This window comes from Duganella sp. Leaf61 (genome assembly GCF_001421905.1).
Taxonomy (GTDB): domain Bacteria; phylum Pseudomonadota; class Gammaproteobacteria; order Burkholderiales; family Burkholderiaceae_D; genus Rugamonas; species Rugamonas zoogloeoides.
In genome coordinates this window covers 105459-130427 of sequence record NZ_LMLM01000031.1, presented here as the reverse complement: position 1 = coordinate 130427, position 24969 = coordinate 105459, and the positions used below count along the sequence as shown (strand labels likewise).

The following is a 24969-nucleotide window of genomic DNA, read 5'->3' as shown; positions in this document are numbered from 1 at the left end:
TCCTCACACTGCCGCAGCAGCGCGGTTGGCCGCGCGCACGTGCAGGAAGTACACGTCCTCGAGATTCGGCTCAACCGCGATGAAGCCGTCGTCGGGCTGGCTGTCGGCATACACGTGGATTTGCGGCTTGCCGCCCACCAGGCGGGTGCGCAGCACGTTCAGGCGCTCTTGGTAGCCGGGCAGCGCCTCGGCGCTCACGGTGCGGCGCCAGACCTTGTCGCGCAGGGTGTCGATGGCGGCCTGCGGCTCGCCCTGCACCAGCACCTGTCCCTTGACGATCACCGCCATCTGCGGACACAGGTCGGTGACGTCTTCAACGATGTGGGTGGAGAGGATGACCACCACCTGCTCGCCGATGCGGGCCAGCAGGTTGTGGAAGCGGTTGCGTTCCTCGGGGTCGAGGCCGGCGGTCGGTTCGTCAACGATCACCAGCTTGGGCGCACCGAGCAGCGCCTGGGCGATGCCGAAGCGCTGGCGCATGCCGCCCGAATACGTACCCAGGTTGCGCTTGCGCGCCTCCCACAGATTGGTTTGCTGCAGCAGCGCCTCGACCGCCTCCTTGCGTTCGCCGCGCGCGGTCAGGCCCTTGAGCACGGCAAAGTGATTGAGCAGCACCTCGGCCGTGACCTTGGGATAGACGCCGAAGTCCTGCGGCAGGTAGCCAAGCTGGCGGCGCAGCGCCTGCGGCTGAGCCAGTACGTCGAGGCCATCGAAGTGGATGGAACCGCTGTCGGGGTCTTGCAGGGTGGCAATGGTGCGCATCAGCGACGACTTGCCGGCGCCGTTCGGGCCCAGCAGGCCGAACATGCCGTGGCCGATCTCCAGCGTGACATTGTTGATGGCTTTGACGCCGTTGTCGTAGGTCTTGTTGAGCTGTTTGATCGAAAGCATGACGCCAGGTCTCCTGATAAGCCGGAGCAACAGGCTCCGAAGCAACCTTACTATAGAGCAAAGTTGCAAACTTATCAGTGTCTTTCGATTAACTGCTGGTTGGTGCGACAGACTGCATAAAACGCGGTATGGAATGCGCGTTGAGCACTATGGGCGGTATTCCGGGAACATTTCCTTGAGCAGGAACGCCTGCAATTCCGCCTCGTCTTCCTTGCGCGCACTCATCTTGACGGTGCGGCCCAGGCGGCGCGATTCCCATTCGAAATCGCCCGGCTTTTCCTTGCGGATAATCTTGATCATTTCCTTGGCGACAGCGGTCTCGATATCCTTCTCGCTGCCCTGCTCCACGTGGATCTGCTGCAACCACTTGCGCTTGAAGTTGGTGTTCCAGCCACGGAATTTCACATCGGCGCTGTTCGAGCGTTTATCGACCGAGAACACGCCGCCGGTATCGTCGGCATCGGCGCCGCCACGGGCATTGGCGCCGGCAATATTGGCCTTGGCGCGCGCCAGCGAACGCTCGGCGGCCGACTGGGCCGGTTCGGACGGCTGCGGCGACGGGTTGGCCGCCTCGCGCTCGGCGCGGCGCTTGGCCAGCATTTCGGACATGTCCTGTTCCTGCGGCGGCGGCGGTGGCGGCGTCATGGTTGCCTGCACCGGCGGCACAAAGGTTTCCAGCTTGGGCTGGGTCGGCGTCGGCTTGCTGCGCACGGTGCTCGGCTTGCTTGGTGGCGTAGGCTTGGTCGGCTTAGGCTCGGTCTTCTTGGGCGTGGGCTTGACGGTGGGCTTTTGCGGCGTGATCGGCATTGGCGAGATATACACCATCTCGCCGCCTTTTTTGGCGGACGTGGTCTTCGGTGGCGGCGGCGACGGCGAAAACAGGTAATACAGCACGAACGCCAGGTGCAAGGCGATCGTAAACGCCAGGCCATAGCGGCGGGTAATCGATTTCTTCTCTTCCCACAAGGCGTACGAGTCCCCTGGCACCGGCAAAGGCTGGCCGCAGGTTTCGCAATAACCATTGGCGGAAAGGATGTGGGAGTCGTGGTGCAAGATACGGAACCTTGTGGAACGAAGTCTTCAAAATGCGGTCATAGTGCCAGACTCCCGTAATTTTGGGAATCTTTCGGACATCTGAACCCGGCCATCATAGCGCGCCGCAGGAAACGACGCGCGTGCACCAGGTAGCTACTTTACAAGTAAGGGCTCTTGACGGGTGTTACCTTATGTATCCAAAGCAACCAATTTGCATTACGGATGCGTAAGAATGCCTCACGATACGCGGCTGGGGGATGGATTTTAGTGTGGGATGGCACATAAAACGTCAATACGGTGCGACGGTTGCAAAAGCCTGTCGTCGGTGGCATTCTGATTTCTCACTCAGGAGGGCCTCGCTATGTCTGTCGCATTGAAACTGTCAGCTGATCTGGTAGAGATGGCGAAGCCCCATGCCGCTGCAGAGCACCGCTCGATTCCCATGCAAATCGAATACTGGGCACGGCTCGGCAAAGCTGTCGACGAAAATCCCGAGCTGCCATTGCAGTTCATCAAAGATACCCTGCTGGCGGCACAGGAGGCAAAAGCCGGCATGCTTGAGCCTTACCAGTTCGGGAGTTAGCCGTGCTGGACATCTTTGTCACGCCCACCTTTGCAAAGGCCGTCAAAAAGCTGCATGCCAAGGATAAAGCGGTCGTTGACAAGGCTGTCCAGGCTATTGCCAACCAGCCCACAATAGGCGAGGAGAAAAAAGGCGACTTAGCCGGCATATTTGTCTATAAATTCAAGGTGAATAAGCAGGAAGTTCTGCTGGCCTACCAATTACACCCCGACAAATTTTCCCCACGCTCGGTGCGACTATTCAGCTTGGGCTCTCACGAAAATTTTTATACCGAACTAAAACGTCTTACGTAACCACAGCCCCAGCGACCGCTTCGTCGCTGAGCGGTCCCGTCCCGCTATACCGGTCCAGGTACAGGTAGATCACTGGCGTGATGTACAGCGTGATCGCTTGCGAAAAGATCAACCCTCCTACTACGGCCAGGCCCAGCGGTTGGCGCAGTTCGGCGCCGGCGCCCAGGCCCAGGGCAATCGGCAGCGCGCCCATGATCGCTGCCAGCGTGGTCATCATGATTGGCCGGAAGCGCAGGATGCACGCCTCGCGGATGGCGTCCGCCGGCGCCCTGCCCTCGGTACGCTGCACGTGCAAGGCAAAGTCGATCATCATGATGGCATTTTTCTTGACGATGCCGATCAGCATCAGGATGCCGATGATGGCGATCATGGTCAGGTCGAGGTTGAAGATCCACAGCGTGATCAACGCCCCCACCGCTGCCGACGGCAAACCGGCCAAAATGGTCAGCGGGTGGATATAACTCTCGTACAGCACGCCCAGCAGCACGTAGATCACGCCCAGCGCCGCCAGGATCAGCACCATCTGGCTGCCCTGCGAATTCTGGAACACGGCCGCGTCGCCGCCGTAGTTGGTGATGATAGCCGGCGGCAGGCGCATGTCGATGCCCATCTGGTCGATCTTGGCGGTGGCCTTGCCCAGCGGCACGTCCGGCGCCAGGTTGAATGACAGGGTAATCGCCTGCAACTGGCCCTGGTGGTTGACCGCCGTCGGTCCCACGGTGCGCTCCACGCTGGCAAAGCTCGACAGTTTGACCAGTTGGCCGGCCTTGTTGCGCACCGAGATTTTCGTGAGCGCATTGTCGAACTGGCGGTCGGCGTCGGCCGCTTCCAGGATCACGTAATAGCTGGCCGCCGGCGAATAAATGGTCGAGACCTGCCGCTCGCCAAACGCCAGGTACAGCGCGGTGCGCACGTCGCCAAGCGCCACGCCCAGGTTGTTGGCCTTGTCGCGGTCGATCTTGAGCGAGGCCTGCAGACCGCGATTTTGCGTATCGCTGGTGACATCGCGGAAATCGGGATCGGCACGCAATTGCTCCAGGTATTTTTGCGCCCACTCGCCCAGCGCGCCGGGGCTGACCGACTGCAAGGTGTACTGGTACCGGCTTTTAGATTGCCGCCCGCCCAGCTGCAAGTTCTGCACCGGGCTCAGATACACGGCAATGCCGGGGATCGACCTGGTGGCCTTGCGCAGGCTGTCGAGCACCTGCGGCATCTTGTCGCGCTGCCCCCGGGGCTTTAATACCAGGAACATCCGGCCCGTGTTGCCGCCGCCGGTAAAGGACGTTACGTCCTGCACATTGGGATCGGCGCGGATCACATCGACCACCCGGTCCTGCAGCGCAAGCATGGCCGAGGTCGAGATATCTTCCGAGGCCTCGGTGTTGACGCGGATTTGCCCCAGGTCTTCCTCAGGGAAAAAGCCTTTCGGGATCGCCATGTACAGCACCACCGTCAGCGCGAAGGTACCGAACGCCAGCATCAGCACCGGAAAGCGGTGGCGCAGCGCGATGTCGAGCGTGCTGGCATAGCCGTTGCGCAGTTTGGTAAAGCCCGCCTCGAACCAGCGTCCCAGCCAGTTGCCCTGGTCGTGTTCGGGGTCGATGGTATCGGCCGGCAGCAGGCGGCTGGCCAGCATCGGCACCAGCATCAGCGACACGGCGGCCGACACCAGCACCGCCAACGCCACCACCACCGCGAATTCGTGGAACATCAGCCCGATCACGCCCGGCATGAAGAAGATCGGGATGAACACGGCCACCAGCGAGACCGAGATCGAGATAATGGTAAACCCCATCTCCTTCGAGCCGATCAGCGCCGCCTGCAACGGCTTTTTACCGAGCTCGATATGGCGCACGATGTTTTCCAGCACCACGATGGCGTCATCGACCACCAGGCCCACGGCCAGGGTGATCCCCAGCAGCGAAATATTGTCGAGGCTGTAGCCGAACGCGTACAGCAGCGCCAGCGCACCCAGCAAGGATATCGGCATGGTGATCGCCGGAATGAAGGTGGCAGCCGCGCGGCGCAGGAACAGGAAAATCACCAGCACCACCAGCACGATGGTCAGCAGCAAGGTCAGGTTGACGTCGTGGATCGCTTCGCGGATCGACACCGACCGGTCGTTGACCAGGTTGATGTTGACCGACGCCGGCAACTGCGACTGGAAGCGCGGCAGCAATGCACGCACGCCATCGACCACCTGCACCGTGTTGGCATCGGGCTGGCGTTGCACCAGCAGCACGATCGAGCGCTCGCCGTTGTAGCTTCCGGCCGCCTTGACCGATTGAAAACTGTCCTCGACGGTCGCCACGTCCTTCAACCGCACCGGCTCGCCGTTGCGCACGGCCACGATCAGGTCGGCAAATTCGGACGCCTTCATCAGTTGCGGATTGCCCTGGATGGTCAATGTCTGGCTCGGGCCGTCGAGGATGCCGAGCGGGGTGTTGGCATTGGCCGACTTGATCGCCTGCTGCAATTCTTCCAGCGTTAAATCACGGGCGTTGAGCAGGTCGGACCGGGCACGGATGCGTACCGCGTAACGTTTCTGGCCATTGACGCTCACCTGCGCCACGCCGGGCAAGGTGGACAGGCTGGGCGCCACCAGGTTTTCGGCGTAATCGTTGAGCTCGGCCAGGCTCAGCGACGGCGAATTCATGGTCATGAACAGCACCGGCGCGTCGGCCGGGTTGACCTTGCGGTACGACGGCAAGTCGGTCATCTCGATCGGCAACTGGCGCTGGGCACGCAGCAAGGCCGCCTGCACATCGACCGCCGCTTCGTTGACGTTGATGCTGGTATCGAACTCAAGTGTGAGCGACGAATTGCCCAGCGTGTTGGACGACGTAATCAGGGTCAGGCCGGCAATCGTGGAAAACTGCTTTTCCAGCGGCAGCGCCACCGACGACGCCATGGTCTCGGGCGACGCTCCCGGCAAGTCGGCCGAGACGTTGATCACCGGGGTGTTGTAGCTCGGCAGCGCCGCCACCGGGATATAAAAATACGACAGCACGCCGGCCAGCACCAGCGTGACCGACAGCAGCACCACCATCACCGGACGGCGGATGCACAACTCGGAAATGTTCATGCTCAGCCCTTGGTGACGGTGGCGTCAAGCGCCTTGTCGGCGGCAGCAATGCGCACCTTGCCGCCGGGCCGCAGGTTCTGCTTGCCATCGACGATCACTTTCTCGTTGCCCTTGAGGCCAGAGACGGCAGCAAACTCACCGAACGCGTGCAGGCGCTTGATATGCACCACCTGCGCCGACTGGTCGCCATCGACCGCATACACGAAGGTGCCCTGGGTATTGCTGATGATGGCGTTTTGCGGAATCACCGTGGCGTTGGGCAACACGTGCGACACCAGTTGCGCGTTGACGTACTGGCCCGGCCACAGGCTGGTGACCTTGTTGTCGAACTCGGCTTTTACACGGATCACGCCGGCCACCGGGTCCACCGTACTGTCGATGAAGCTCAGCGCGCCAGTCAGTTCCTTGTCCGAGGTGGGTTGCGTGACGCGCACCGGCACCGCGCCGCGCCGCTGGGCTTCGAGCAGGCCGCCCAGCGCCGATTCCGGCAGGGTGAAGGCGACGTTGATCGGGTCGAGCTGGGTGACGGTCGTCAGCGACGTGCTCATCTGCACCAGGCTGCCCGCATATACGTTGATCGCGCCCACCCGGCCCGACATCGGCGCGCGGATGGTGTTGTAGCTGGCGTCCACGCCCACCGCGCTGGCGGCGGCCAGGTCGGCGGCCAGCACGGCGCGCGCCGCTTCGACCTGGCTTTTGAGGGTATCGACCGCGCCTTGCGCCACGTATTTTTGCGCCAGTAAATCTTCGGCGCGCTGGTACTGGCGCTCGACATCGGCCAGCGCGGCGCGGTCGCGCGCCACCTGGGCGGCTGCCTTTTCCACGTTGGCGCGGGCGCTGCGGTCGTCGAGCGAGAACATCAGATCACCGGCCTTGACGAACTGCCCTTCCTTGATATGCACGCGCACGATGGTGCTGGTGGTTTGCGGATGCAGGTCCACGGTGCTGATCGGGGTGACGGTGCCGTTGGCCTGCAACACCACCGGCACGTCGCGCCGCTGCGGTGCCACCACGCTCACCGTGGTCGGGCCTTGCGGGCCGTTGGCCTGTTTGCCGGCAGGCGCGGCGTGGTGGCCGCCATTTTGCATGTACCAGCCACTGAAGCCAAGGATGGCGGCGGTAGCCACCAGGGTAACAATCGTCGATTTTTTCATTATTGGGAACAGTCTTTATGTTTTTGGTATGGCTGTTGTGTCTCGTACTACGGTGTCTCCACTACAGGCGGCTGGCGTACGACTCCGGCAAGATCAGTGTCACTTCCAGGCCGCCGGCGGGGTGGTTGTTGAGCGCGACGGTGGCGCCGTGCTGCTCGGCGATATTGCGGGCGATGGTGAGCCCCAGGCCGGTGCCGCCCGACTCGCGCGAACGCGACGATTCGATCCGGTAAAACGGCTCGAAGACACGCGCCATCTGGTCCTTGGCAATGCCGGGGCCGCCGTCGCGGATGATCACGCGCGCCGCGCCGGTCATGCGCTCGACGGTCACGTTGGCGTAGTGGCCATACTTGACGGCGTTGTCGATCAGGTTGACCAGGCAGCGGCGCATGTCGAGCGGGCGGCCCATCAGCGCCATGTTGGCGCGCCCGCGCAGCTCCACCGGCTGGCCGCTGTCGGAGGCGTCGCTGCACACGCTGTCGAGCAGCGAATCGAGGTCGAGCGCCTGCATGGTTTCGGACGCGTCCATGCTGCGCGCCAGGTCCAGGCCCTCGCGCACCATTTGCTGCATGGCCGACAGGTCGTCGATCAGGCGCTGCTGCAACTCGTCGTCGCGCACTTTTTCCAGCCGCAGGCGCAGGCGCGTGAGCGGCGTTTGCAGGTCGTGGGTAATCGCAGCGAGCATCTGCGTGCGCTGCATGATGTGCTGGCGGATGCGCGCCTGCATGGCGTTGAAGGCCGCACTGGCCTGGCGGATCTCGGCGGCGCCGCTGAGCACCACGGGAGGGTGGTTGATGTCGTTGCCCAGGTCCTTGGCAGCCTTGGCCAGCCGCTTGAGCGGACGCACGGCCATGCGCGTGACCAGGTAGGCCAGCGCCGCCACCGACAGCAGGAACGGCAGCAACGCCACGTATTCGCTCAGCGCCGTCGCTGGCACTTCGGGCGGCGGCAGGATCGACAGCTTGAGCCTGGCGCCGTCGCGCAGCGTCACGTACATCGCCTCGCAAGCGCCACCCCACTGGCTCGGTGCGAAGATGGAACGCTGGCGCGGCTGGGCGCACTCGGCCGGCTGCTCGGCCAGCGGCAGCAATTGCACCCCCTTGGCCAGGCGCTGCTGCAAGGCGCTGGAAAATGCGGTTGCAGCCCTGGTCGCCGCCGGCGCTTCGGCCATGCGTTCGAGCTTGATGGTGCCGCGCTCGGCCATGCGCAAATAGGTCGGACGCGATTCACTGGCCAGGGCATCGGCCGTGGTAATGAGTTGCTCGGCGCGCTCCATGGCGTGGAAGTCGCGGTAGCGCTCGAACGACCGGGTGCGCTCGCCCACCGACAGCCACTGCGTGAGCGCCGCCGAGGCTATCATCCCCAGCAACAGCACCAGGAAGACGCGGCCGGTCATCGAGCCGAAAAAATCTTTCACGCGTGCGGCTCCACCGTGACCTGGCCGGCCAGCACGTAGCCGCCATTGCGCACGGTCTTGATGATCTGCGGGACGCGGGCATCCTCGCCGAGCTTCTGGCGCAGGCGGCTGATCTGGATGTCGATCGACCGGTCGAACGGATCGGCGTCGCGCCCTTGCGTGAGGTTGAGCAGCTGGTCGCGGTTGAGCACGCGGTTCGGATGCTCGAGGAACACTTTCAGCAAGCGGAACTCGGCGCCCGACAACATGATCACCAGGCCGTCCGGGTTAAGCAGGTGGCGCGCGGTCAGGTCCAGGGTCCAGTTGGAAAAGCGCATTTGCTGCGCCTTCTCGGCGCCGCTGCCGCTGGGCATGGCGTTACTGCGGCGCAGGACGCTGCGGATGCGCGCCAGCAGCTCGCGCGGCTCGAACGGCTTGGGGAGGTAATCGTCGGCGCCCATTTCCAGACCAAGGATGCGGTCGAGCGGCTCGGCGCGCGCGGTCAGCATGATCACCGGCAGCGTCGATTGCGCGCGCAGCTTGCGACACAGGGTCAGGCCGTCGTCGCCGGGCAAATTCAGGTCGAGCACCACCAGGTCGGGCTTGGACTCGTCGAGCAGCTTCCACATGGCGGTACCGTCGGCAGCGCACAGCGCCCGGTAACTGTTCGACTCGAGGTAGTCGGCCAGCAGGGTGCGGATGTCGCGATCGTCGTCAACGATCAAAATAGTCGATGTAGGTTCCATGGACGCCATTATCCCCAGTTCATGCGCGCGCTACCAATGACCAATTGTATCGGCTTGTATATGTGCTAAAGAGCGCCTAACAAAGCCTTCAGAGCAAGGCGCAGCGACGAAGACAGTACGAATGTACGGCGAGGAGCTGCAACGCGGCTATGGAGGTTTTGTTAGGCGCTCTGGGTCACATCTGGATACAAATGCGGTGGTGAGAGAAACGTCCTGGCAATCTTTGGGGGCGAAGATGGTCTCAAGCGCAGAAACAACGCTGCGCTACTCCCCACCAAGACGAAAGGAACGACCATGAACATCATTCGCAAAAGCATCCTCATCGGTTTTACGGTACTGGGCATGGCAGCCGCACAAGCACAGGACGTCGCGCCGCAGAACAAGCCTCAGCATAGCCAGAAAGCCACGCCGGAGCAGCGCCAGGCCAAGATGGAAGAAATGTACGCCAAGCGCCAGGCCCGCCTGCACGATCAGCTGAAACTGACGGCGCAACAGGAGTCGGCCTGGGCCGCGTACCAGTCGGCGGTCAAGCCGGCGCCACGTACCGGCGAGCGTCCGCCGCGCGGCGAATTCGCCAAGCTGTCCTCGCCTGAACGTTTGAGCAAGATGATCGAAAAGACCAAGCTGCGTGAAGGCCAGATGCAGCAGCGGCTGACCGCGCTGACGGCGTTCTACAACCAGCTGACGCCGGAACAGAAAGCCGCGTTCGACCAGCACAGCATGCGCGGCAAGCATGGCGGCTGGGGCGGTCATCGCGGCCAGCGCGGTCACGGTGGCCAGCATGGCCCGGACATGAAGCGCGGCTAAGCGCGTCGGTCAGCATTGCCAAGGTTCCCCGCGCTGGCGGGGAACCGCTTATTTCAAGCGCTCCAGCGACTGCGAAAACTTCGCTGCGTTCTGGTAGCCGATCACGCGCGAACCGGCAATCTCCTGCCCCTGCGCATCGAACAGGATAATCCCCGGCGGCCCGAACAGGCCGAAGCGCTTGAGCATGGCCTTGTCGTCGGCATCATTGGCCGTCACATCGACCTGCAGCAACAAGGTATTGGCCAGCCTGGCCTGCACCGCTGGATCGACAAAGGTCAGCTTTTCCATCTCCTTGCACGACACGCACCAGTCCGCATAAAAATCGAGCATCACGGTCTTGCCACCGGTCTGCGCCAGGATGGCGTCGAGCTGGGCCACGGTCTTGATGCGCTGGAAGGTCAAATGCCGATCCTGCGCGCCGGTCACGTGCGCCAGCGGCGCCAGCGGATCGCGCCCGCCGGTCACCATGCCGCCCAGTTGCACCAGGCCCAGCGCCACGGCCACCACGCCCAGCGCCTTGGCCGGCCACTTGCCGCTATTGAGAAGCAAGTACATGCCGTATCCAACGAATAACGCCGCCCAGCCCATCATCTGCACCACCGGCGGCAACACCGGCGACACCAGCCACAAGGCCATCGCCAGCATCAGCACGCCGAAGAAGCGCTTGACCGCATCCATCCACTTGCCCGCCTTGGGCAGCAGCGCGCCGGCCGAGGCGCCGACCAGGATCAGCGGCACACTCATGCCCACCGCCATCGCAAACAGCGCGCTGCCGCCGATGAAGACGTCGCGCGTCTGGCTGATGTACACCAGCGCGGCAGCCAGCGGCGCGGCCACGCACGGCCCGACGATCAGCGCCGAAATCGCGCCCATCACGAACACGCCGGCCAGCTTGCCCGACGATTGCTGGTTGGACACGGAACTGAGTTTCGATTGCAGCGCCGCCGGCACCTGCAGCTCGTAGTAGCCGAACATCGACAGCGACAGCAGCACCATCAGCACACCGAAGCTGCCCAGCACCCACGGATTTTGCAGCGCGGCCGACAGGCCCTCGCCGGCCAGGCCAGCCGCCACGCCCAGCGCGGTATAGACGATGGCCATGCCGAGCGCATACGTGACCGACAACAGCAGGCCGCGCTTGCGATTGCTGCGGTCGCCCTCGCCCACGATGATCGACGACAGAATCGGGACCATCGGCAACACGCACGGCGTAAACGACAGGCCCAGGCCCAGCAGCGCGAACAGCGGCAGGATCACCAGCAGGCTGCCGGTCTTGAGCGCCGCTTCCAGGCGGCCGCTATCGCTCGCTGGCGCGGCCGGTGCGGTGGCGGTCGCTGCGGCGGGCGCCGGTGGCGGCACAATGTCTTCCGCAGTCGGTGGTGCAATCGGATAAATGGTCACACCCGGGCTGACGGCAGCGGGCTTGCCTTCGCCGATGACGGGTGCTTTGGACGCTGCGGGCGATGCCGATGCCAGGGTAGCGGCTGCGGCAGCGGTTGCTGCGGGCGCGGCAGCCTTGCCGGCGGCGCCCGGCAGCGGTACCGAACCGCTGCCCGTCAATTGCGCAGTGTAATCCTGCGGCGAATAGCACAACCCTTTTTCCGAGCAGCCCTGGCCGCTCACCTGCAAGGTGAACGGGCCGTTCACGTCCACCGGGATCGTGATGGTCACGCTCTTGCGATAGGTTTCGACGTCTTTCTCGAACGTCGGGTCGTAATGCACCTTGCCGGCCGGGATGGCCGGCGTACCCAGCCTGGCGCCGATGGCGCTGAACTTGAACGGCTCGCGGTACATATAGTAGCCATCGGCGATCTGGAAGCTGACCGCGACGGTATGGCCATCGACCATGCTGGCGGAAAACCGGAACGCCTTGGCCGGTTCGAGGAAATCCTGGGCGCGGACGGAGCCGCAGAACAATAACAACGCCAGCGGCAACAGCGCGGCAAAAAATCGGACGAGACGTGACATGAATACTTTCTCTGAAGACGGAAGTCAAAGCACAGGCATAGTACACCGAGCATGCAATGTCCGCCCGTGCCACGGCAGGCCAACACCGGGCACAGCGGTGGATTTTTAAGCGACACTCGGCTTTTACCTTCCGGGAGTTTGCACGATGTCATCACCACGTCCCCTGCTGTTTTCAGCTGCCGCCGTTACCCTGGCCTTCGCCACCATCCCGGCGTCCGCCCAAGCACCCGCCCGGGACCAGGCACCAGCGGCGGCGCTGGCCACCATCTCGGCCGACGACCTGGTGCGCCACATCAAGGTACTGGCTTCGGACGAGTTCGAAGGCCGCGCGCCCGGCTCCAATGGCGAAACCAAGACCGTTGCCTACCTGACGCAGGAATTCAAAAAGCTCGGACTCAAGCCGGGCAATCCCGACGGGACCTGGGTGCAGGCAGTGCCGCTGCGCGGCCAGATGCCGAAGCCGACGTTGACCTACACCATCGCCGGCAAAACCGTGGCGCTCGACTTTCCCGAGCAATTCGTCGCCCATTCCACCAGCGCGCCCGACCAGGTGACCGTGGACAACTCCGACCTGGTCTTCGTGGGCTACGGCGTGCAAGCGCCCGAGTTCGGTTGGGACGACTACAAGGGCATGGACGTCCGCGGCAAAACGCTGCTGATGCTGATTAACGACCCGGCCGTGCCCGACCCGAACAATCCGGCCGAGCTCGATCCAGCCATGTTCCGCGGCAAGGCCATGACCTATTACGGCCGCTGGACCTACAAGTACGAGATTGCCGCCAAGCTCGGCGCCAAGGCCGCGCTGATCATCCACGAAACCAGGCCGGCAGCTTACCCGTGGGACGTGGTACGCAGCGGCGGCAACGGCGAGCAGTTCAGCCTGATGCGTACAGGTAATGACCCGGATGCGCCGACCGTACCCGGCTGGATCCAGCTCGACCAGGCCAAGGCCATGCTGGCCGCCGCCGGCTACGACTTCGACGCCCTCAAAAAGCAGGCAGTCACAAAAGACTTCCGCCCGGTCAGCCTGAAGGGCACGGCCAGCTTCAAGGTGGCCAACACTTCGCGCACCATCGCCTCGCAAAACGTGGTGGCGCTGATCGAAGGCAGCGATCCCAAGCTGAAAGATGAACTGGTGGTGTACAGCGCCCACTGGGACCACCTGGGCATCGACGAACGCCTGCCGGGCCCGCGCAGCAAGCAGATCTACCACGGCGCGCTCGACAATGCTTCCGGCACCGCTGCCCTGCTGTCGCTGGCCAAGGCCTACCAGGCACTGCCAACGCCACCGAAGCGCTCGATCCTGTTCCTGGCCACCACGGCCGAGGAACGCGGCCTGCTCGGCGCCAAGTACTACGCCAGCCACCCGCTGTACCCGCTCAAGAAAACCGTTGCCAACATCAACATCGACGGCATCAATGCCTGGGGCAAGACCGCGCAGATCGAAAACGTCACGTCGGGCCATTCGAGCATCGACGCGCTGCTGCTCAAACATGCGCAATCCCAGGGCAGGAACATGGCCAACGACTCGCGCCCCGAACTGGGCAGCTTCTACCGCGCCGACCAGCTGGAATTCGCCCGCGTGGGCGTACCGGTGCTCTACACCAAGGCGCGCAGCGGCTACCTGAACAAGCCGGACGGCTACGCTGCAAAAGTCGTCGATCACTATTTCGGCAAGGACTACCACCAGGTTACCGACGACGTGCGCACCGACTGGGACTTCAGCGGCGGCGTGCAGGACATCGGTCTGCTGTTCCAGGTCGGCCTCGACATCGCCCAGGGCGTTACCCCCACCTGGAACGCCACGTCCGAATTCAAACCGAAATAACGGACGAAAAAAAAGCCAGGCAGAGCCTGGCTTTTTCGTAACGCGGTACTAACCGGGAAGATTACTCTTCGGCGGTTGGTGCTGCATCGATGTCGGTCGCTTCTGGACGGTCCAGCAGCTCAACGTAAGCCATTGGAGCGTTGTCGCCAACGCGGAAACCCATTTTCAGGATGCGCAGGTAGCCGCCGTTGCGGTTAGCGTAACGTGGGCCCAGTTCCGAGAACAGTTTGCCAACGATTTCGCGGTCGCGCAGACGGGAGAATGCCAGACGCTTGTTGGCCAGGGTGTCTACCTTGCCCAGGGTCAGGATAGGCTCGACAACGCGGCGCAGTTCCTTGGCTTTTGGCAGGGTGGTTTTGATGGCTTCATGACGCAGCAGGGAAACGGTCATGTTGCGCAGCATTGCCAGACGGTGGGACGAGGTACGATTGAGCTTACGGAGGCCGTGACGGTGACGCATGGTACTTCCTTTCAGGTGTTTAAATCCGAGTTCTTCGATCGCTCAACATGAGCGCGGACCGGTTCAAGTGATTGACGCCGCGAACAACGCGTTCGCGGCGGGTACTACGGGTACAACAAAAGCGATTACTTTTCCAGGCCGGCAGGCGGCCAGTTTTCCAGCTTCATACCCAGGGTCAGGCCGCGCGAGGCAAGAACTTCCTTGATCTCGTTGAGCGACTTGCGGCCCAGGTTTGGCGTCTTCAGCAGCTCGTTTTCCGAACGCTGGATCAGGTCGCCAATGTAGTAGATGTTTTCTGCTTTCAGGCAGTTGGCCGAACGCACGGTCAGTTCCAGATCGTCCACTGGACGCAGCAGGATCGGATCGACCAGCGGTGCGCGCGATGGAGCTTCGGCAGCAGCTTCGGTGCCTTCCAGGGCAGCGAACACGTTCAGTTGATCGACCAGCACGCGGGCCGATTGACGGATCGCTTCTTCCGGCGAAATCACGCCGTTGGTTTCGATGTTGATGATCAGCTTGTCCAGGTCGGTACGCTGTTCAACGCGAGCGGACTCGACGAAGTACGATACGCGACGCACTGGCGAAAACGATGCATCGAGAATGATGCGACCGATGGTCTTGTTGGTGTCTTCCGACAGGCGACGGACGTTACCTGGAACATAGCCACGGCCTTTTTCGACCTTGATCTGCATGTCCAGCTTGCCGCCGGCGGTCAGATGGGCAATCACGTGGTCCGGGTTGATCAGTTCCACGTCGTGTGGCAGATCGATATCCGAAGCCAGAACGGCGCCTTCGCCTTCTTTCTTCAGGGTCAGGGTAACGGAGTCACGGTTGTGCACCTTGAAGACAACACCCTTCAGGTTCAGCAACAGGTCTACAACGTCTTCCTGTACGCCGTCGAGCGACGAGTACTCGTGCACGACGCCGGCGATCGTTACTTCGGTTGGCGCGTAGCCAACCATCGACGACAGCAGTACGCGACGCAGCGCATTACCCAACGTATGGCCATAGCCGCGTTCGAACGGCTCCATCACGACTTTCGCGTGGCCGGCGCCGAGCGCCTCTACATCGATAATACGTGGCTTCAACAAACTGTTTTGCATGTACATGTCCTTTTCAATACCCTCGGCGCGTTAGGCCGATAAGGCTGATGGCATCAGTGAAAACGCCCACTCGAGTGAGTGGGCGGGTTTTGGTACTACTTTGACGAGCTATTAACGCGAGTACAGCTCGACGATCAGCGATTCGTTGACGTCGTTAGCGATTTCGTTACGCTCTGGCAGGGACTTGAAGGTGCCTTCCATTTTTTTCGAGTCAACCGAAACCCAGGCTGGCATGCCGACTTGTTCAGCCAGCGACAGCGCTTCAACGATACGTACTTGCTTTTTCGATTTTTCACGAACAGCGATGACGTCGCCCACTTTCACAGCGTACGAAGCGATGTTCACTACTTGGCCGTTCACGGTGAACGCTTTGTGCGATACCAGCTGACGTGCTTCAGCGCGGGTCGAGCCGAAGCCCATGCGGTATGCAACGTTGTCCAGGCGGGTTTCCAGCAGCTTCAGCAGGGTTTCACCGGTGTTGCCTTTGCGGCGGTCGGCTTCTGCGAAGTAGCGACGGAACTGACGTTCCAGCACGCCGTACATACGTTTGACTTTTTGCTTTTCGCGCAGTTGGTTACCGTAGTCCGAGGTGCGGGCACCCGACTTGACACCGTGCTGGCCTGGCTTGACGTCCAGTTTGCACTTGCTGTCCAGCGAGCGACGTGCGCTCTTCAGGAACAGGTCAGTACCTTCACGGCGGGAGAGTTTTGCTTTTGGTCCGATATAACGTGCCACGATGCTTCCTTTGTTTTAAATAATGACGCCCCAGCCACGCAGCAAAAGGGCTGCCTGGTTAGGCGCTAGTCTGTGCCGCGAGGGGCCAGACGTGGCTAAAGTCTGCCAGCCTTGCGACATGACAGACGACAATAGCCGGGCAGTATAACCGTTTCCGGTCATCTGCTCCAGCGATTTTTGACAGCTAACTGCCAGGAACTCGCAAAACCGTAGCGAGCGGTTCGCTATCGTCTAGAGTAGCGGAAGCGTACGGAGGTACGCTGAGCAACGGAGAGGCGATAGCGGATCGCGCAGTAGGTTTTCCGGGATTCCTTAGATACGACGACGCTTTGGAGGACGGCAGCCGTTGTGTGGCACTGGGGTAACGTCCTGGATCTCGGTGATCTTGATGCCCAGGTTGTTCAGTGCGCGCACTGCGGACTCGCGACCAGGACCTGGGCCCTTGATACGCACTTCCAGGTTCTTCACGCCGCATTCCACTGCCACTTTACCAGCCGCTTCAGCCGCAACCTGCGCTGCGAACGGGGTCGATTTACGCGAACCCTTGAAGCCAGCGCCACCGGAGGTAGCCCACGACAGAGCATTGCCCTGACGGTCGGTAATGGTGATGATGGTGTTGTTGAAGGAAGCGTGAACGTGTGCGATACCTTCTGCAACGTTCTTCTTGACCTTCTTGCGCACGCGGGCTGCTGCTGCGCTGCTTTGTTGCTTAGCCATGTGATTTCCCTAGATTATTTCTTGAGCGATTGAGCGGCTTTGCGCGGGCCCTTGCGGGTACGTGCATTGGTGCGGGTACGCTGACCGCGGACCGGCAGGCCCTTACGGTGACGCATACCGCGGTAGCAACCCAGATCCATCAAACGCTTGATGTTCATGGACAGTTCGCGACGCAGATCGCCTTCGACGATGAATTTTGCTACTTCATCGCGCAGCTTTTCCAGTTCGCTGTCGTCCAGGTCTTTGACCTTTTTGTCGGTCGCAATACCCGTCGCGGCGCAGATGAACTTTGCGCGCGGGCGGCCAACACCGTAGATGGCCGTCAGGCCGATAACGGTGTGCTGATGATTTGGGATATTAACCCCTGCAATACGTGCCATTCGTTATTCCTCGATAAATAACGGTTATTAACCTTGACGCTGCTTGTGACGTGGTTCGACGCAGATTACGCGAACAACGCCCTTGCGCTTGATGATCTTGCAGTTGCGGCAGATCCGCTTAACTGAGGCGTTAACTTTCATTATGAACTCTCTTCTAAAAGGTCCGATTAAATTTACTTGGTCCGGAACACGATGCGGGCACGGGACAGGTCGTAAGGTGTCAGCTCTACCGTCACCTTGTCGCCAGGGAGGATGCGGATATAGTTCATCCGCATTTTACCCGAAATATGTCCGAGCACCACGTGTCCGTTTTCCAGTTTCACTCGAAATGTTGCATTCGGGAGATTCTCAAGAATCTCGCCTTGCATCTGTATGACGTCGTCTTTTGCCATTCGGTATGTTTACCGCGCTTATCGCGTCGGAATTCCGCCCTTGAAGTTTGCTTTGCGCAGCAGCGATTCATATTGCTGCGACATCACGTAGTTTTGTACTTGCGCCATGAAATCCATGGTAACAACCACAATAATCAACAGAGAAGTACCGCCAAAATAGAAAGGTACTTTCCACTCAGCGACCATGAATTCCGGCAGCAAGCACACCAAAGTGATGTAAATGGCGCCAGCCAGTGTCAGTCGTGTCAGGATCTTGTCGATGTAACGGGCAGTCTGCTCACCGGGACGAATCCCTGGCACAAAGGCCCCGCTCTTCTTCAAGTTATCTGCTGTTTCCTTGCTGTTGAAAACCAGCGCGGTGTAAAAGAAGCAGAAGAACACGATGGCCACCGCGTACAACAGTGCGTGGATGGGCTCGCCTGGCCCCATCGATGCAGCCAAATCTTTCAGGAACCGGACCACCGGGTTGGTGGTGTCAGCGCCTGTCGTGAACCAGCCCACGATCGTTGCCGGGAACAAGATAATCGACGAAGCGAAGATCGGTGGGATCACGCCGGCCATGTTCAACTTCAATGGCAGGTGCGACGTTTGTCCACCGTAAATCTTGTTACCCACCTGGCGTTTCGCATAGTTCACCAGAATCTTGCGTTGGCCACGTTCCACAAATACCACGAAGAACGTTACCGCCACTACCAGGATCATGATGATGATCGCCGAGAAAGCACCAATCGATCCGTTCGACACCGAGGAGCCCAAGCCACCCAGCGCGCCCGGCAAACCGGCTGCGATACCTGCGAAAATGATGATCGAGATGCCATTACCTAAGCCACGCTCGGTAATTTGCTCGCCCAACCACATCACGAACATGGTTCCGGTCAACAGCGTTACGACCGTTACGAAACGGAATGCGTAACCAGGATCGAGCACCAGACCTTGTTGCGACTCCAGAGCGACGGCAATGCCGAGGGCCTGGAACGTAGCCAGAACAACCGTGAAATAACGGGTGTACTGGGTGATCTTGCGACGGCCTGCTTCGCCTTCCTTCTTGAGCGCTTCCATCTGCGGCGAGACGATCGACACCAACTGCATGATGATCGAGGCCGAGATGTACGGCGTGATACCCAGCGCAAACACCGTAAAGCGCGCAAGAGCGCCACCACTGAACATGTTCAACATGCCCAGGATGCCGCCCTCTTGCGACTTGAACAGTGCGGCCAGCTGTACCGGATCAATCCCGGGGACCGGGATGTGAGCACCGATACGATATACCACCAATGCGCCAAGCAAGAACCAGAGCCGGCCCCAAGGGAACCCGGCTGCAGCGCTTTTTGCAAGTTGTGGATTAGTCGCCAATTTTCGCTCCGATCAAGCTGTTTAGCGGCAAGCTCAGGCTACCGAGCCGCCAGCTGCTTCGATGGCTGCTTTCGCGCCAGCGGTCACTTTCAGGCCTTTGAGGTTCACCGCTTTGGTGATCTCGCCGGACAGGATGACGCGCACGTCGCGTGCCAGCACGCTGAGAACGCCAGCTTGCTTCAGCACCAGGATGTCGACATCGCCAACAGCCAGGTTGTTCAGGTCGGACAAACGCACTTCAGCTTTGAAGGTGGCGTTGAGCGACTTGAAACCGCGCTTAGGCAGACGGCGTTGCAGAGGCATCTGACCGCCTTCGAAACCGACTTTGTGGAAGCCGCCCGAACGCGATTTTTGACCCTTGTGACCACGGCCCGAGGTTTTGCCCAGACCGGAGCCGATACCGCGGCCGACGCGACGCTTGTAGTGCTTGGCGCCGTCGGCTGGTTGAATGGTATTCAGTTCCATGATTTCTCCGTGTGTAAGCCTCGCGGCTTACCCAACTACTTTAACGAGGTACGAGACTTTATTGATCATGCCGCGCACGGATGGGGTGTCTTGCAGCTCGGAGACCGAGTTTACACGACGCAGGCCCAGGCCGCGTACGGTGGCACGGTGATCTTCACGCGTACCGATCAAGCCCTTGACCAGTTGTACTTTGACAGTTTTGTTAGTCATATCGTTCACCTTAGCCCAGGATCTCTTCAACCGACTTGCCGCGCTTGGCAGCGATATCGGAAGCAGTCGTCATTTTTGCCAGACCGTCGAGGGTCGCACGCACCAGATTGTAAGGGTTGCTCGAGCCGGTGGATTTCGCCACGACGTCGGTCACGCCCATTACTTCGAAGATAGCGCGCATGGCGCCACCAGCGATGACGCCGGTACCTGGTTTCGCCGGGATCATCATTACTTTCGATGCGCCATGACGACCGTGTACGGTGTGATGCAGGGTGCCGTTTTTCAACGGTACTTTGATCAGGTTGCGACGGGCTTCTTCCATTGCCTTCTGCACACCCACTGGTACTTCTTTCGACTTGCCTTTACCCATGCCGATGCGGCCATCGCCGTCACCAACCACGGTCAGCGCGGCGAAACCCATGATACGACCACCCTTGACCACTTTGGTCACGCGGTTGATCGCGATCATTTTTTCGCGCATGCCGTCATCCGGCTTGTCGCTTGCCATTTTTGCTTGCATTTTTGCCATGATCGCTCCTTAGAACTTCAGACCGGCTTCACGCGCGGCTTCAGCCAGCGCCTTCACACGGCCATGGAAACGGAAACCGGAACGGTCGAAGGCGACTTCGGTGATTCCTGCTTTCAGTGCTTTTTCTGCGACACGCTTGCCCACCAGTGCGGCAGCAGCGGCGTTACCGCCCTTGCCCGATTGGCCAGCCAGTTCAGCGCGTACTTCCGCTTCCAGGGTCGAGGCCGAAACCAATACTTTGGCTTCCGGGCTGATCAGGCTTGCGTAGATGTGCAGGTTAGTGCGGTGCACCGACAGGCGGTTCACTTTCTGCTGCGCAATCTTGATCCGGGTTTGACGTCCGCGACGCAGACGAGATTCTTTTTTATCCATCGTCAGCCCCTAATTACTTCTTCTTGGTTTCTTTAAGCTTAACCACTTCGTCCGAATAACGGACGCCCTTGCCTTTGTAAGGCTCAGGAGCGCGGTAAGCGCGAACTTCGGCAGCCACTTGGCCCACTTTTTGACGGTCGATGCCTTTGATGACGATCTCGGTCGGAGTGGCGGTAACAACCGTTACGCCTTCTGGCATGGCATGCACGACAGGGTGCGAGAAACCAAGCGACAGGTTCAGCTTGTCGCCCTGGGCTTGAGCTTTGTAGCCCACGCCGATCAGGTTCAGTTTTTTCTCGAAGCCTTTGGTGACGCCATTGACCATGTTGTTGACCAGTGCGCGCAGCGTACCGGACATGGCGTTGGCTTCACGGCTGTCGTTTGCTGGCTCAAAGCTCAGCGTGCCGTCGTTGTTTTGTACTTTTACCAGGCCGTTCAGGTTCTGGGTCAGGACGCCCAGGGGGCCCTTGACGGTGATCGCTTGTGCGGAGATGGCGACATCAGCGCCAGCTGGCACAGCGATTGGCATTTTAGCTACACGGGACATGTGTTACTCCTTAAGCGACGTAGCAAATAACTTCGCCGCCGACACCGGTAGCGCGTGCTTTGCGATCGGTCATGACGCCTTGCGGAGTCGACACGATGGCCACACCCAGACCGTTCATCACCGTTGGGATCTCGTCTTTGCCTTTGTAGACGCGCAGGCCCGGACGGGATACGCGCTCCAAGCGCTCGATGACGGGACGACCGACATAATATTTCAAACCGATTTTCAGTTCCGCTTTGCCACCATCTTCGGCAACTGCGAAATCTTCAATGTAACCCTCGTCCTTGAGGACGTTGGCAATCGCTACTTTGACTTTCGACGATGGCATGGCCACGGTCGTTTTTTGAACGCCTTGGGCGTTGCGAATGCGGGTCAGCATATCGGCGATAGGATCGCTCATACTCATTGCATATTCTCCTATTACCAGCTAGCTTTAGTCATACCCGGAATTTCACCACGCATGGCGAATTCACGGAGCTTGATACGGCCCAGACCGAATTTACGGAAGGTGCCGCGTGGACGACCGGTGACGGCGCAGCGGTTACGCTGGCGGGTCGGAGCCGAGTTACGTGGCAGGGTCTGCAGTTTCAGACGCGCTTCGTAACGTTCTTCTTCCGATTTCGACTGGTCATCGATGATGGCCTTGAGCGAGGCGCGCTTGGCGGCGAATTTGTTCGCCAGTGCCACGCGTTTCGCTTCACGGTTAATCAGTGCGAGTTTTGCCATGATCTCTTAGTTCCTGAACGGGAATTTGAAGGCGGCGAGCAGAGCTTTCGCTTCGTCGTCGGTCTTAGCGGTGGTGGTGATCGAAATGTTCATACCACGCAGCGCATCGATCTTGTCGTACTCGATTTCCGGGAAGATGATCTGCTCTTTCACGCCGATGTTGTAGTTACCACGACCATCGAACGAACGGCCATTCACACCGCGGAAGTCACGCACGCGTGGCAGAGCCACGGTGATGAAACGATCCAGGAACTCGTACATGCGAGCGCCACGCAGGGTAACCATGGTACCGATCGGATAGCCTTCACGGATTTTGAAGCCCGCGATTGCTTTGCGCGACTTGGTGGTCACTGGCTTCTGGCCAGCGATCTTGGTCAGATCGCCAACAGCGTGCTCAAGGACTTTCTTGTCCGCGATTGCCTCACCAACACCCATGTTCAGGGTGATCTTGGTCAGACGGGGAACTTCCATCACCGACTTGTAACCGAATTTTTCGGTCAGGTCAGCGACGACTTTTTCTTTATAGAACTCTTGGAGACGTGCCATGATTTCTTAAGCCTTCACTACTTCGCCGGTCGATTTGAAGACGCGGACTTTTTTGCCGTCGACATCTTTGAAACCTACGCGGTCTGCCTTGCCACTAGCTGCATTGAACAATGCAACGTTGGACACGTGAATCGGCATAGTCTTGTCGACGATACCACCTTGTACGCCAGTCATCGGGTTCGGCTTGGTCGCTTTTTTAGCAACGTTGACGCCTTCAACCACTACGTGTTCTGCGTCTACGCGACGCGAAACGACACCGCGTTTGCCCTTGTCTTTACCGGCCAGAACGATGACTTCGTCGTTTTTACGAATCTTATCCATTGCTGACTCCTTACAGTACTTCAGGTGCCAGGGACACGATCTTCATGAACTTTTCAGTGCGCAGCTCGCGCGTCACTGGTCCGAAGATACGGGTACCGATCGGTTCCAGCTTGGCGTTCAACAGAACGGCGGCATTGCCGTCGAACTTCACCAGGGAACCGTCTTGGCGGCGAACACCTTTAGCGGTGCGCACAACCACGGCGTTATAAATTTCACCTTTTTTGACACGACCACGTGGCGCAGCAACCTTAACGGTTACTTTGATCACGTCGCCAATGCCAGCATAACGGCGCTTGGAGCCACCCAATACCTTGATGCACAAAACTTCTTTTGCACCGGTATTGTCGGCAACTTCGAGCCGGCTTTCAGTTTGAATCATAGTATTCTCTTTCCCAACTTAAGCCGAAGAATCCACACAATGCGGACCTGCGGTCAGTCTTGGTCCCGCCAATGCGCTCAAGCAGAGCTCATTGTTTGGGTGCTTGACCTTCGTACTGCTACTGACCGCACGGTTCAGCGTCTGTGGCCAGACACTTTGCGGCGTTACATGAACGAAGCCCGCAAGTATTACATACCTTTTGCGGGCTTGCAAGAACTAATTGAAAAGCGCCGCCGAAAACACAGTTCCGGCGGCGATGTCTCAATTAAACGATTTGCGCGGCTTGCACCACGCGAGTCACGGTCCATGCCTTCGTTTTGGAGATCGGACGACCTTCCACGATTTCCACCGTGTCACCGGCTTTCACCTGGTTGGTCTCGTCGTGCGCGTGATACTTGTTCGAGCGCACGATGATCTTGCCGTACAAAGGATGTTTCACGTGACGTTCGATCAGAACGGTAACGGTTTTGTCCATTTTGTCGGACACCACTTTACCGATCAGGGTGCGCTTGAGCGACTTTACTGGTTCGGTCATTTGGCTTCCTTGGTGTTCATTACCGTTTTTACGCGTGCGATATCGCGACGTACCTTCTTGAGCTGCGAAGTATTGCTCAGCTGCTGCGTAGCGATTTGCATACGCAGGCCGAACTGGGCCTTCAACAGGTCATTCAGCTCTTTTTGCAGAGCTGCCTGGTCTTTGCCGCGGAGTTCAGATGCTTTCATATTTCACTCCTGTTATTGGCCGACTTGACGGACCACGAAAGTGGTCGCCAGTGGCAGTTTGGCAGCGGCCAGGCGGAATGCTTCGCGCGCCAGTTCTTCTGCGACGCCGTCCATTTCGTACAGGACTTTGCCCGGACGGATTTCAGCGACGTAGTACTCTGGATTACCTTTACCGTTACCCATACGAACTTCAGCTGGCTTGTTCGAAATCGGCTTGTCCGGGAAAACGCGGATCCAGATACGACCGCCACGTTTGATGTGACGGGTCATGGCGCGACGAGCGGCTTCGATCTGGCGTGCCGTGATACGACCACGGGCAACTGCTTTCAGACCGAACTCACCGAACGACACCGAAGTGCCGGTGCCATGCGAAATGCCGGTGTTACGGCCTTTCTGCTCTTTACGATACTTTCTGCGTGCTGGTTGCAGCATGATTATTCTCCTGCTTTCTCAGCCGGCTTGGCAGCAGCACGACGGGCGCCTGCAGGACCAGCTGGACGTGGACGGCCCGATGGCTTGCCGTCGTCACGACGTGGGCCACGTGGCTTTTTCTCGTCAGGTGGGGTATCGATGACTGGTGCATCGCCGTTAGGCGCGCGGTCACCTTTGTATACCCAAACCTTGACACCGATGATGCCGTAGGTGGTCGAAGCTTCGCTGGTGCCGTAGTCGATGTCAGCGCGCAGGGTGTGCAGTGGCACACGGCCTTCGCGATACCATTCGGTACGGGCGATTTCGATGCCGTTCAGACGACCCGACGACATGATCTTGATGCCCAGGGCACCCAGACGCATGGCGTTTTGCATCGCGCGTTTCATGGCGCGACGGAACATGATGCGTTTTTCGAGCTGTTGCGAGATCGAATCGGCGATCAGTTGCGAATCGATTTCCGGCTTGCGGATTTCCTCGATATTGACGTGCACTGGCACGCCCATGATCTTGGTCAGCGCCGACTTCAGCACTTCGATGTCTTCGCCTTTTTTACCGATGACCACGCCCGGACGCGAGCTGTAGATCGTGAAGCGCGCGTTCTTGGCTGGACGCTCGATAACGATGCGACCGACCGAAGCGTTCTTCAGTTTGGTTTTCAGGTAAGCGCGTGCTTTCAAGTCTTCGTTCAGCATGGCAGCGAAATTGCCGTTGCCTGCATACCAGCGCGAAGCCCAGTTACGGGTGACCGCCAGGCGGAAACCGGTTGGATGAATTTTCTGACCCATCGTAGCTC

Annotated in this window: 33 protein-coding genes; 4 read left to right on the top strand and 29 right to left on the bottom strand. The window is 59.9% G+C overall.

Annotated elements, in window-relative coordinates; translation table 11 throughout:
- Positions 1 to 3 precede the first annotated feature (3 nt).
- The gene (locus tag ASF04_RS22400; protein ID WP_056146788.1) at positions 4 to 891 is read right to left on the bottom strand and encodes an ABC transporter ATP-binding protein; all 888 of its coding nucleotides are present in this window, start codon (positions 889 to 891) and stop codon (positions 4 to 6) included.
- Positions 892 to 1038: 147 nt separating this feature from the next.
- On the bottom strand, positions 1039 to 1944 hold the full coding sequence (locus ASF04_RS22395) for a hypothetical protein (protein WP_056146787.1): 906 nt from the start codon (positions 1942 to 1944) through the stop codon (positions 1039 to 1041).
- A 343-nt stretch (positions 1945 to 2287) separates the two neighbouring features.
- On the opposite strand from ASF04_RS22395, the gene ASF04_RS22390 reads away from it, so the two are divergent.
- Together ASF04_RS22390 and ASF04_RS22385 are read left to right on the top strand one after the other, a co-directional pair.
- Positions 2288 to 2509 (top strand): hypothetical protein, encoded by a 222-nt coding sequence (locus tag ASF04_RS22390; RefSeq protein WP_056146785.1) that lies wholly within the window; start codon positions 2288 to 2290, stop codon positions 2507 to 2509.
- A 2-nt stretch (positions 2510 to 2511) separates the two neighbouring features.
- On the top strand, positions 2512 to 2802 hold the full coding sequence (locus ASF04_RS22385; RefSeq protein ID WP_307141366.1) for a type II toxin-antitoxin system RelE/ParE family toxin: 291 nt from the start codon (positions 2512 to 2514) through the stop codon (positions 2800 to 2802).
- On the opposite strand, the gene ASF04_RS22380 is transcribed toward ASF04_RS22385, so the two are convergent.
- The 4 genes from ASF04_RS22380 to ASF04_RS22365 form a co-directional block, all read right to left on the bottom strand.
- Positions 2795 to 5887 carry an efflux RND transporter permease subunit gene (locus tag ASF04_RS22380; protein ID WP_056146783.1) on the bottom strand — a complete coding sequence of 1031 codons (3093 nt, stop codon included), beginning with the start codon at positions 5885 to 5887 and terminating at the stop codon, positions 2795 to 2797. The genes ASF04_RS22385 and ASF04_RS22380 overlap by 8 nt on opposite strands.
- A gap of 2 nt (positions 5888 to 5889) precedes the next feature.
- Positions 5890 to 7041, bottom strand: a complete 1152-nt coding sequence (locus ASF04_RS22375) for an efflux RND transporter periplasmic adaptor subunit (protein ID WP_056146780.1) — start codon at positions 7039 to 7041, stop codon at positions 5890 to 5892.
- 61 nt (positions 7042 to 7102) lie between these two features.
- Positions 7103 to 8458, bottom strand: a complete 1356-nt coding sequence (locus ASF04_RS22370; protein WP_056146778.1) for an ATP-binding protein — start codon at positions 8456 to 8458, stop codon at positions 7103 to 7105.
- The gene (locus ASF04_RS22365; protein ID WP_026637578.1) at positions 8455 to 9183 is read right to left on the bottom strand and encodes a response regulator; all 729 of its coding nucleotides are present in this window, start codon (positions 9181 to 9183) and stop codon (positions 8455 to 8457) included. Before ASF04_RS22365 ends, ASF04_RS22370 begins: the two co-directional genes overlap by 4 nt.
- A 294-nt stretch (positions 9184 to 9477) precedes the next feature.
- Between ASF04_RS22365 and ASF04_RS22360 the strand changes: the two genes are divergently transcribed.
- Positions 9478 to 9990: a Spy/CpxP family protein refolding chaperone gene (locus ASF04_RS22360; RefSeq protein WP_056146776.1), complete on the top strand. Its 513-nt coding sequence runs from the start codon at positions 9478 to 9480 to the stop codon at positions 9988 to 9990.
- Between the two features lie 48 nt (positions 9991 to 10038).
- On the opposite strand, the gene dsbD is transcribed toward ASF04_RS22360, so the two are convergent.
- Positions 10039 to 11958 (bottom strand): protein-disulfide reductase DsbD, encoded by a 1920-nt coding sequence (dsbD, locus tag ASF04_RS22355; protein WP_056146775.1) that lies wholly within the window; start codon positions 11956 to 11958, stop codon positions 10039 to 10041.
- Between the two features lie 145 nt (positions 11959 to 12103).
- On the opposite strand from dsbD, the gene ASF04_RS22350 reads away from it, so the two are divergent.
- The gene (locus ASF04_RS22350) at positions 12104 to 13786 is read left to right on the top strand and encodes a M28 family peptidase (RefSeq protein ID WP_056146774.1); all 1683 of its coding nucleotides are present in this window, start codon (positions 12104 to 12106) and stop codon (positions 13784 to 13786) included.
- A gap of 61 nt (positions 13787 to 13847) precedes the next feature.
- On the opposite strand, the gene rplQ is transcribed toward ASF04_RS22350, so the two are convergent.
- The 22 genes from rplQ to rpsC all read right to left on the bottom strand — a co-directional run bounded on the left by rplQ (position 13848) and on the right by rpsC (position 24961).
- Positions 13848 to 14246 carry a 50S ribosomal protein L17 gene (rplQ, locus tag ASF04_RS22345; RefSeq protein ID WP_026637580.1) on the bottom strand — a complete coding sequence of 133 codons (399 nt, stop codon included), beginning with the start codon at positions 14244 to 14246 and terminating at the stop codon, positions 13848 to 13850.
- Between the two features lie 125 nt (positions 14247 to 14371).
- Entirely contained in the window at positions 14372 to 15349 is a 978-nt protein-coding gene (locus tag ASF04_RS22340) for a DNA-directed RNA polymerase subunit alpha (protein ID WP_026637581.1), read from the bottom strand.
- A 111-nt stretch (positions 15350 to 15460) separates the two neighbouring features.
- Complete coding sequence (gene rpsD / locus ASF04_RS22335) at positions 15461 to 16084, bottom strand: 30S ribosomal protein S4 (RefSeq protein WP_019923474.1); 624 nt, start codon at positions 16082 to 16084, stop codon at positions 15461 to 15463.
- A gap of 312 nt (positions 16085 to 16396) precedes the next feature.
- On the bottom strand, positions 16397 to 16801 hold the full coding sequence (gene rpsK, locus ASF04_RS22330; protein WP_008444339.1) for a 30S ribosomal protein S11: 405 nt from the start codon (positions 16799 to 16801) through the stop codon (positions 16397 to 16399).
- Positions 16802 to 16815: 14 nt separating this feature from the next.
- Complete coding sequence (rpsM, locus tag ASF04_RS22325; protein ID WP_019923475.1) at positions 16816 to 17181, bottom strand: 30S ribosomal protein S13; 366 nt, start codon at positions 17179 to 17181, stop codon at positions 16816 to 16818.
- 27 nt (positions 17182 to 17208) lie between these two features.
- On the bottom strand, positions 17209 to 17322 hold the full coding sequence (gene rpmJ / locus ASF04_RS27075; protein ID WP_005663407.1) for a 50S ribosomal protein L36: 114 nt from the start codon (positions 17320 to 17322) through the stop codon (positions 17209 to 17211).
- A gap of 32 nt (positions 17323 to 17354) precedes the next feature.
- Entirely contained in the window at positions 17355 to 17573 is a 219-nt protein-coding gene (gene infA, locus ASF04_RS22320; RefSeq protein ID WP_005663428.1) for a translation initiation factor IF-1, read from the bottom strand.
- A gap of 18 nt (positions 17574 to 17591) precedes the next feature.
- Positions 17592 to 18926 (bottom strand): preprotein translocase subunit SecY, encoded by a 1335-nt coding sequence (secY, locus tag ASF04_RS22315; RefSeq protein WP_026637582.1) that lies wholly within the window; start codon positions 18924 to 18926, stop codon positions 17592 to 17594.
- 33 nt (positions 18927 to 18959) lie between these two features.
- Entirely contained in the window at positions 18960 to 19391 is a 432-nt protein-coding gene (gene rplO, locus ASF04_RS22310) for a 50S ribosomal protein L15 (protein ID WP_008444334.1), read from the bottom strand.
- Between the two features lie 27 nt (positions 19392 to 19418).
- Positions 19419 to 19601 carry a 50S ribosomal protein L30 gene (gene rpmD / locus ASF04_RS27070; protein WP_019923477.1) on the bottom strand — a complete coding sequence of 61 codons (183 nt, stop codon included), beginning with the start codon at positions 19599 to 19601 and terminating at the stop codon, positions 19419 to 19421.
- Between the two features lie 10 nt (positions 19602 to 19611).
- The gene (gene rpsE / locus ASF04_RS22305; protein WP_019923478.1) at positions 19612 to 20130 is read right to left on the bottom strand and encodes a 30S ribosomal protein S5; all 519 of its coding nucleotides are present in this window, start codon (positions 20128 to 20130) and stop codon (positions 19612 to 19614) included.
- 9 nt (positions 20131 to 20139) lie between these two features.
- Positions 20140 to 20502 (bottom strand): 50S ribosomal protein L18, encoded by a 363-nt coding sequence (gene rplR / locus ASF04_RS22300; RefSeq protein ID WP_019923479.1) that lies wholly within the window; start codon positions 20500 to 20502, stop codon positions 20140 to 20142.
- A gap of 13 nt (positions 20503 to 20515) precedes the next feature.
- Positions 20516 to 21049 carry a 50S ribosomal protein L6 gene (gene rplF, locus ASF04_RS22295; RefSeq protein WP_026637583.1) on the bottom strand — a complete coding sequence of 178 codons (534 nt, stop codon included), beginning with the start codon at positions 21047 to 21049 and terminating at the stop codon, positions 20516 to 20518.
- Between the two features lie 10 nt (positions 21050 to 21059).
- Positions 21060 to 21455: a 30S ribosomal protein S8 gene (gene rpsH, locus ASF04_RS22290; protein ID WP_019923481.1), complete on the bottom strand. Its 396-nt coding sequence runs from the start codon at positions 21453 to 21455 to the stop codon at positions 21060 to 21062.
- Between the two features lie 14 nt (positions 21456 to 21469).
- Positions 21470 to 21775: a 30S ribosomal protein S14 gene (rpsN, locus tag ASF04_RS22285; RefSeq protein ID WP_019923482.1), complete on the bottom strand. Its 306-nt coding sequence runs from the start codon at positions 21773 to 21775 to the stop codon at positions 21470 to 21472.
- 6 nt (positions 21776 to 21781) lie between these two features.
- A complete protein-coding gene (gene rplE / locus ASF04_RS22280; RefSeq protein WP_019923483.1) occupies positions 21782 to 22321 on the bottom strand; it encodes a 50S ribosomal protein L5 in 540 nt (179 codons plus the stop codon).
- Between the two features lie 6 nt (positions 22322 to 22327).
- Entirely contained in the window at positions 22328 to 22642 is a 315-nt protein-coding gene (gene rplX / locus ASF04_RS22275; protein ID WP_019923484.1) for a 50S ribosomal protein L24, read from the bottom strand.
- A 10-nt stretch (positions 22643 to 22652) separates the two neighbouring features.
- Positions 22653 to 23021: a 50S ribosomal protein L14 gene (gene rplN / locus ASF04_RS22270; RefSeq protein WP_019923485.1), complete on the bottom strand. Its 369-nt coding sequence runs from the start codon at positions 23019 to 23021 to the stop codon at positions 22653 to 22655.
- Positions 23022 to 23286: 265 nt separating this feature from the next.
- Positions 23287 to 23556 carry a 30S ribosomal protein S17 gene (rpsQ, locus tag ASF04_RS22265; RefSeq protein WP_008444314.1) on the bottom strand — a complete coding sequence of 90 codons (270 nt, stop codon included), beginning with the start codon at positions 23554 to 23556 and terminating at the stop codon, positions 23287 to 23289.
- A complete protein-coding gene (rpmC, locus tag ASF04_RS22260; RefSeq protein ID WP_056146773.1) occupies positions 23553 to 23744 on the bottom strand; it encodes a 50S ribosomal protein L29 in 192 nt (63 codons plus the stop codon). The genes rpsQ and rpmC overlap by 4 nt, the downstream gene beginning before the upstream one ends.
- A gap of 12 nt (positions 23745 to 23756) precedes the next feature.
- On the bottom strand, positions 23757 to 24176 hold the full coding sequence (gene rplP / locus ASF04_RS22255) for a 50S ribosomal protein L16 (protein WP_019923487.1): 420 nt from the start codon (positions 24174 to 24176) through the stop codon (positions 23757 to 23759).
- A gap of 2 nt (positions 24177 to 24178) precedes the next feature.
- Positions 24179 to 24961 carry a 30S ribosomal protein S3 gene (rpsC, locus tag ASF04_RS22250; RefSeq protein ID WP_019923488.1) on the bottom strand — a complete coding sequence of 261 codons (783 nt, stop codon included), beginning with the start codon at positions 24959 to 24961 and terminating at the stop codon, positions 24179 to 24181.
- Between the last annotated feature and the right edge of the window lie 8 nt (positions 24962 to 24969).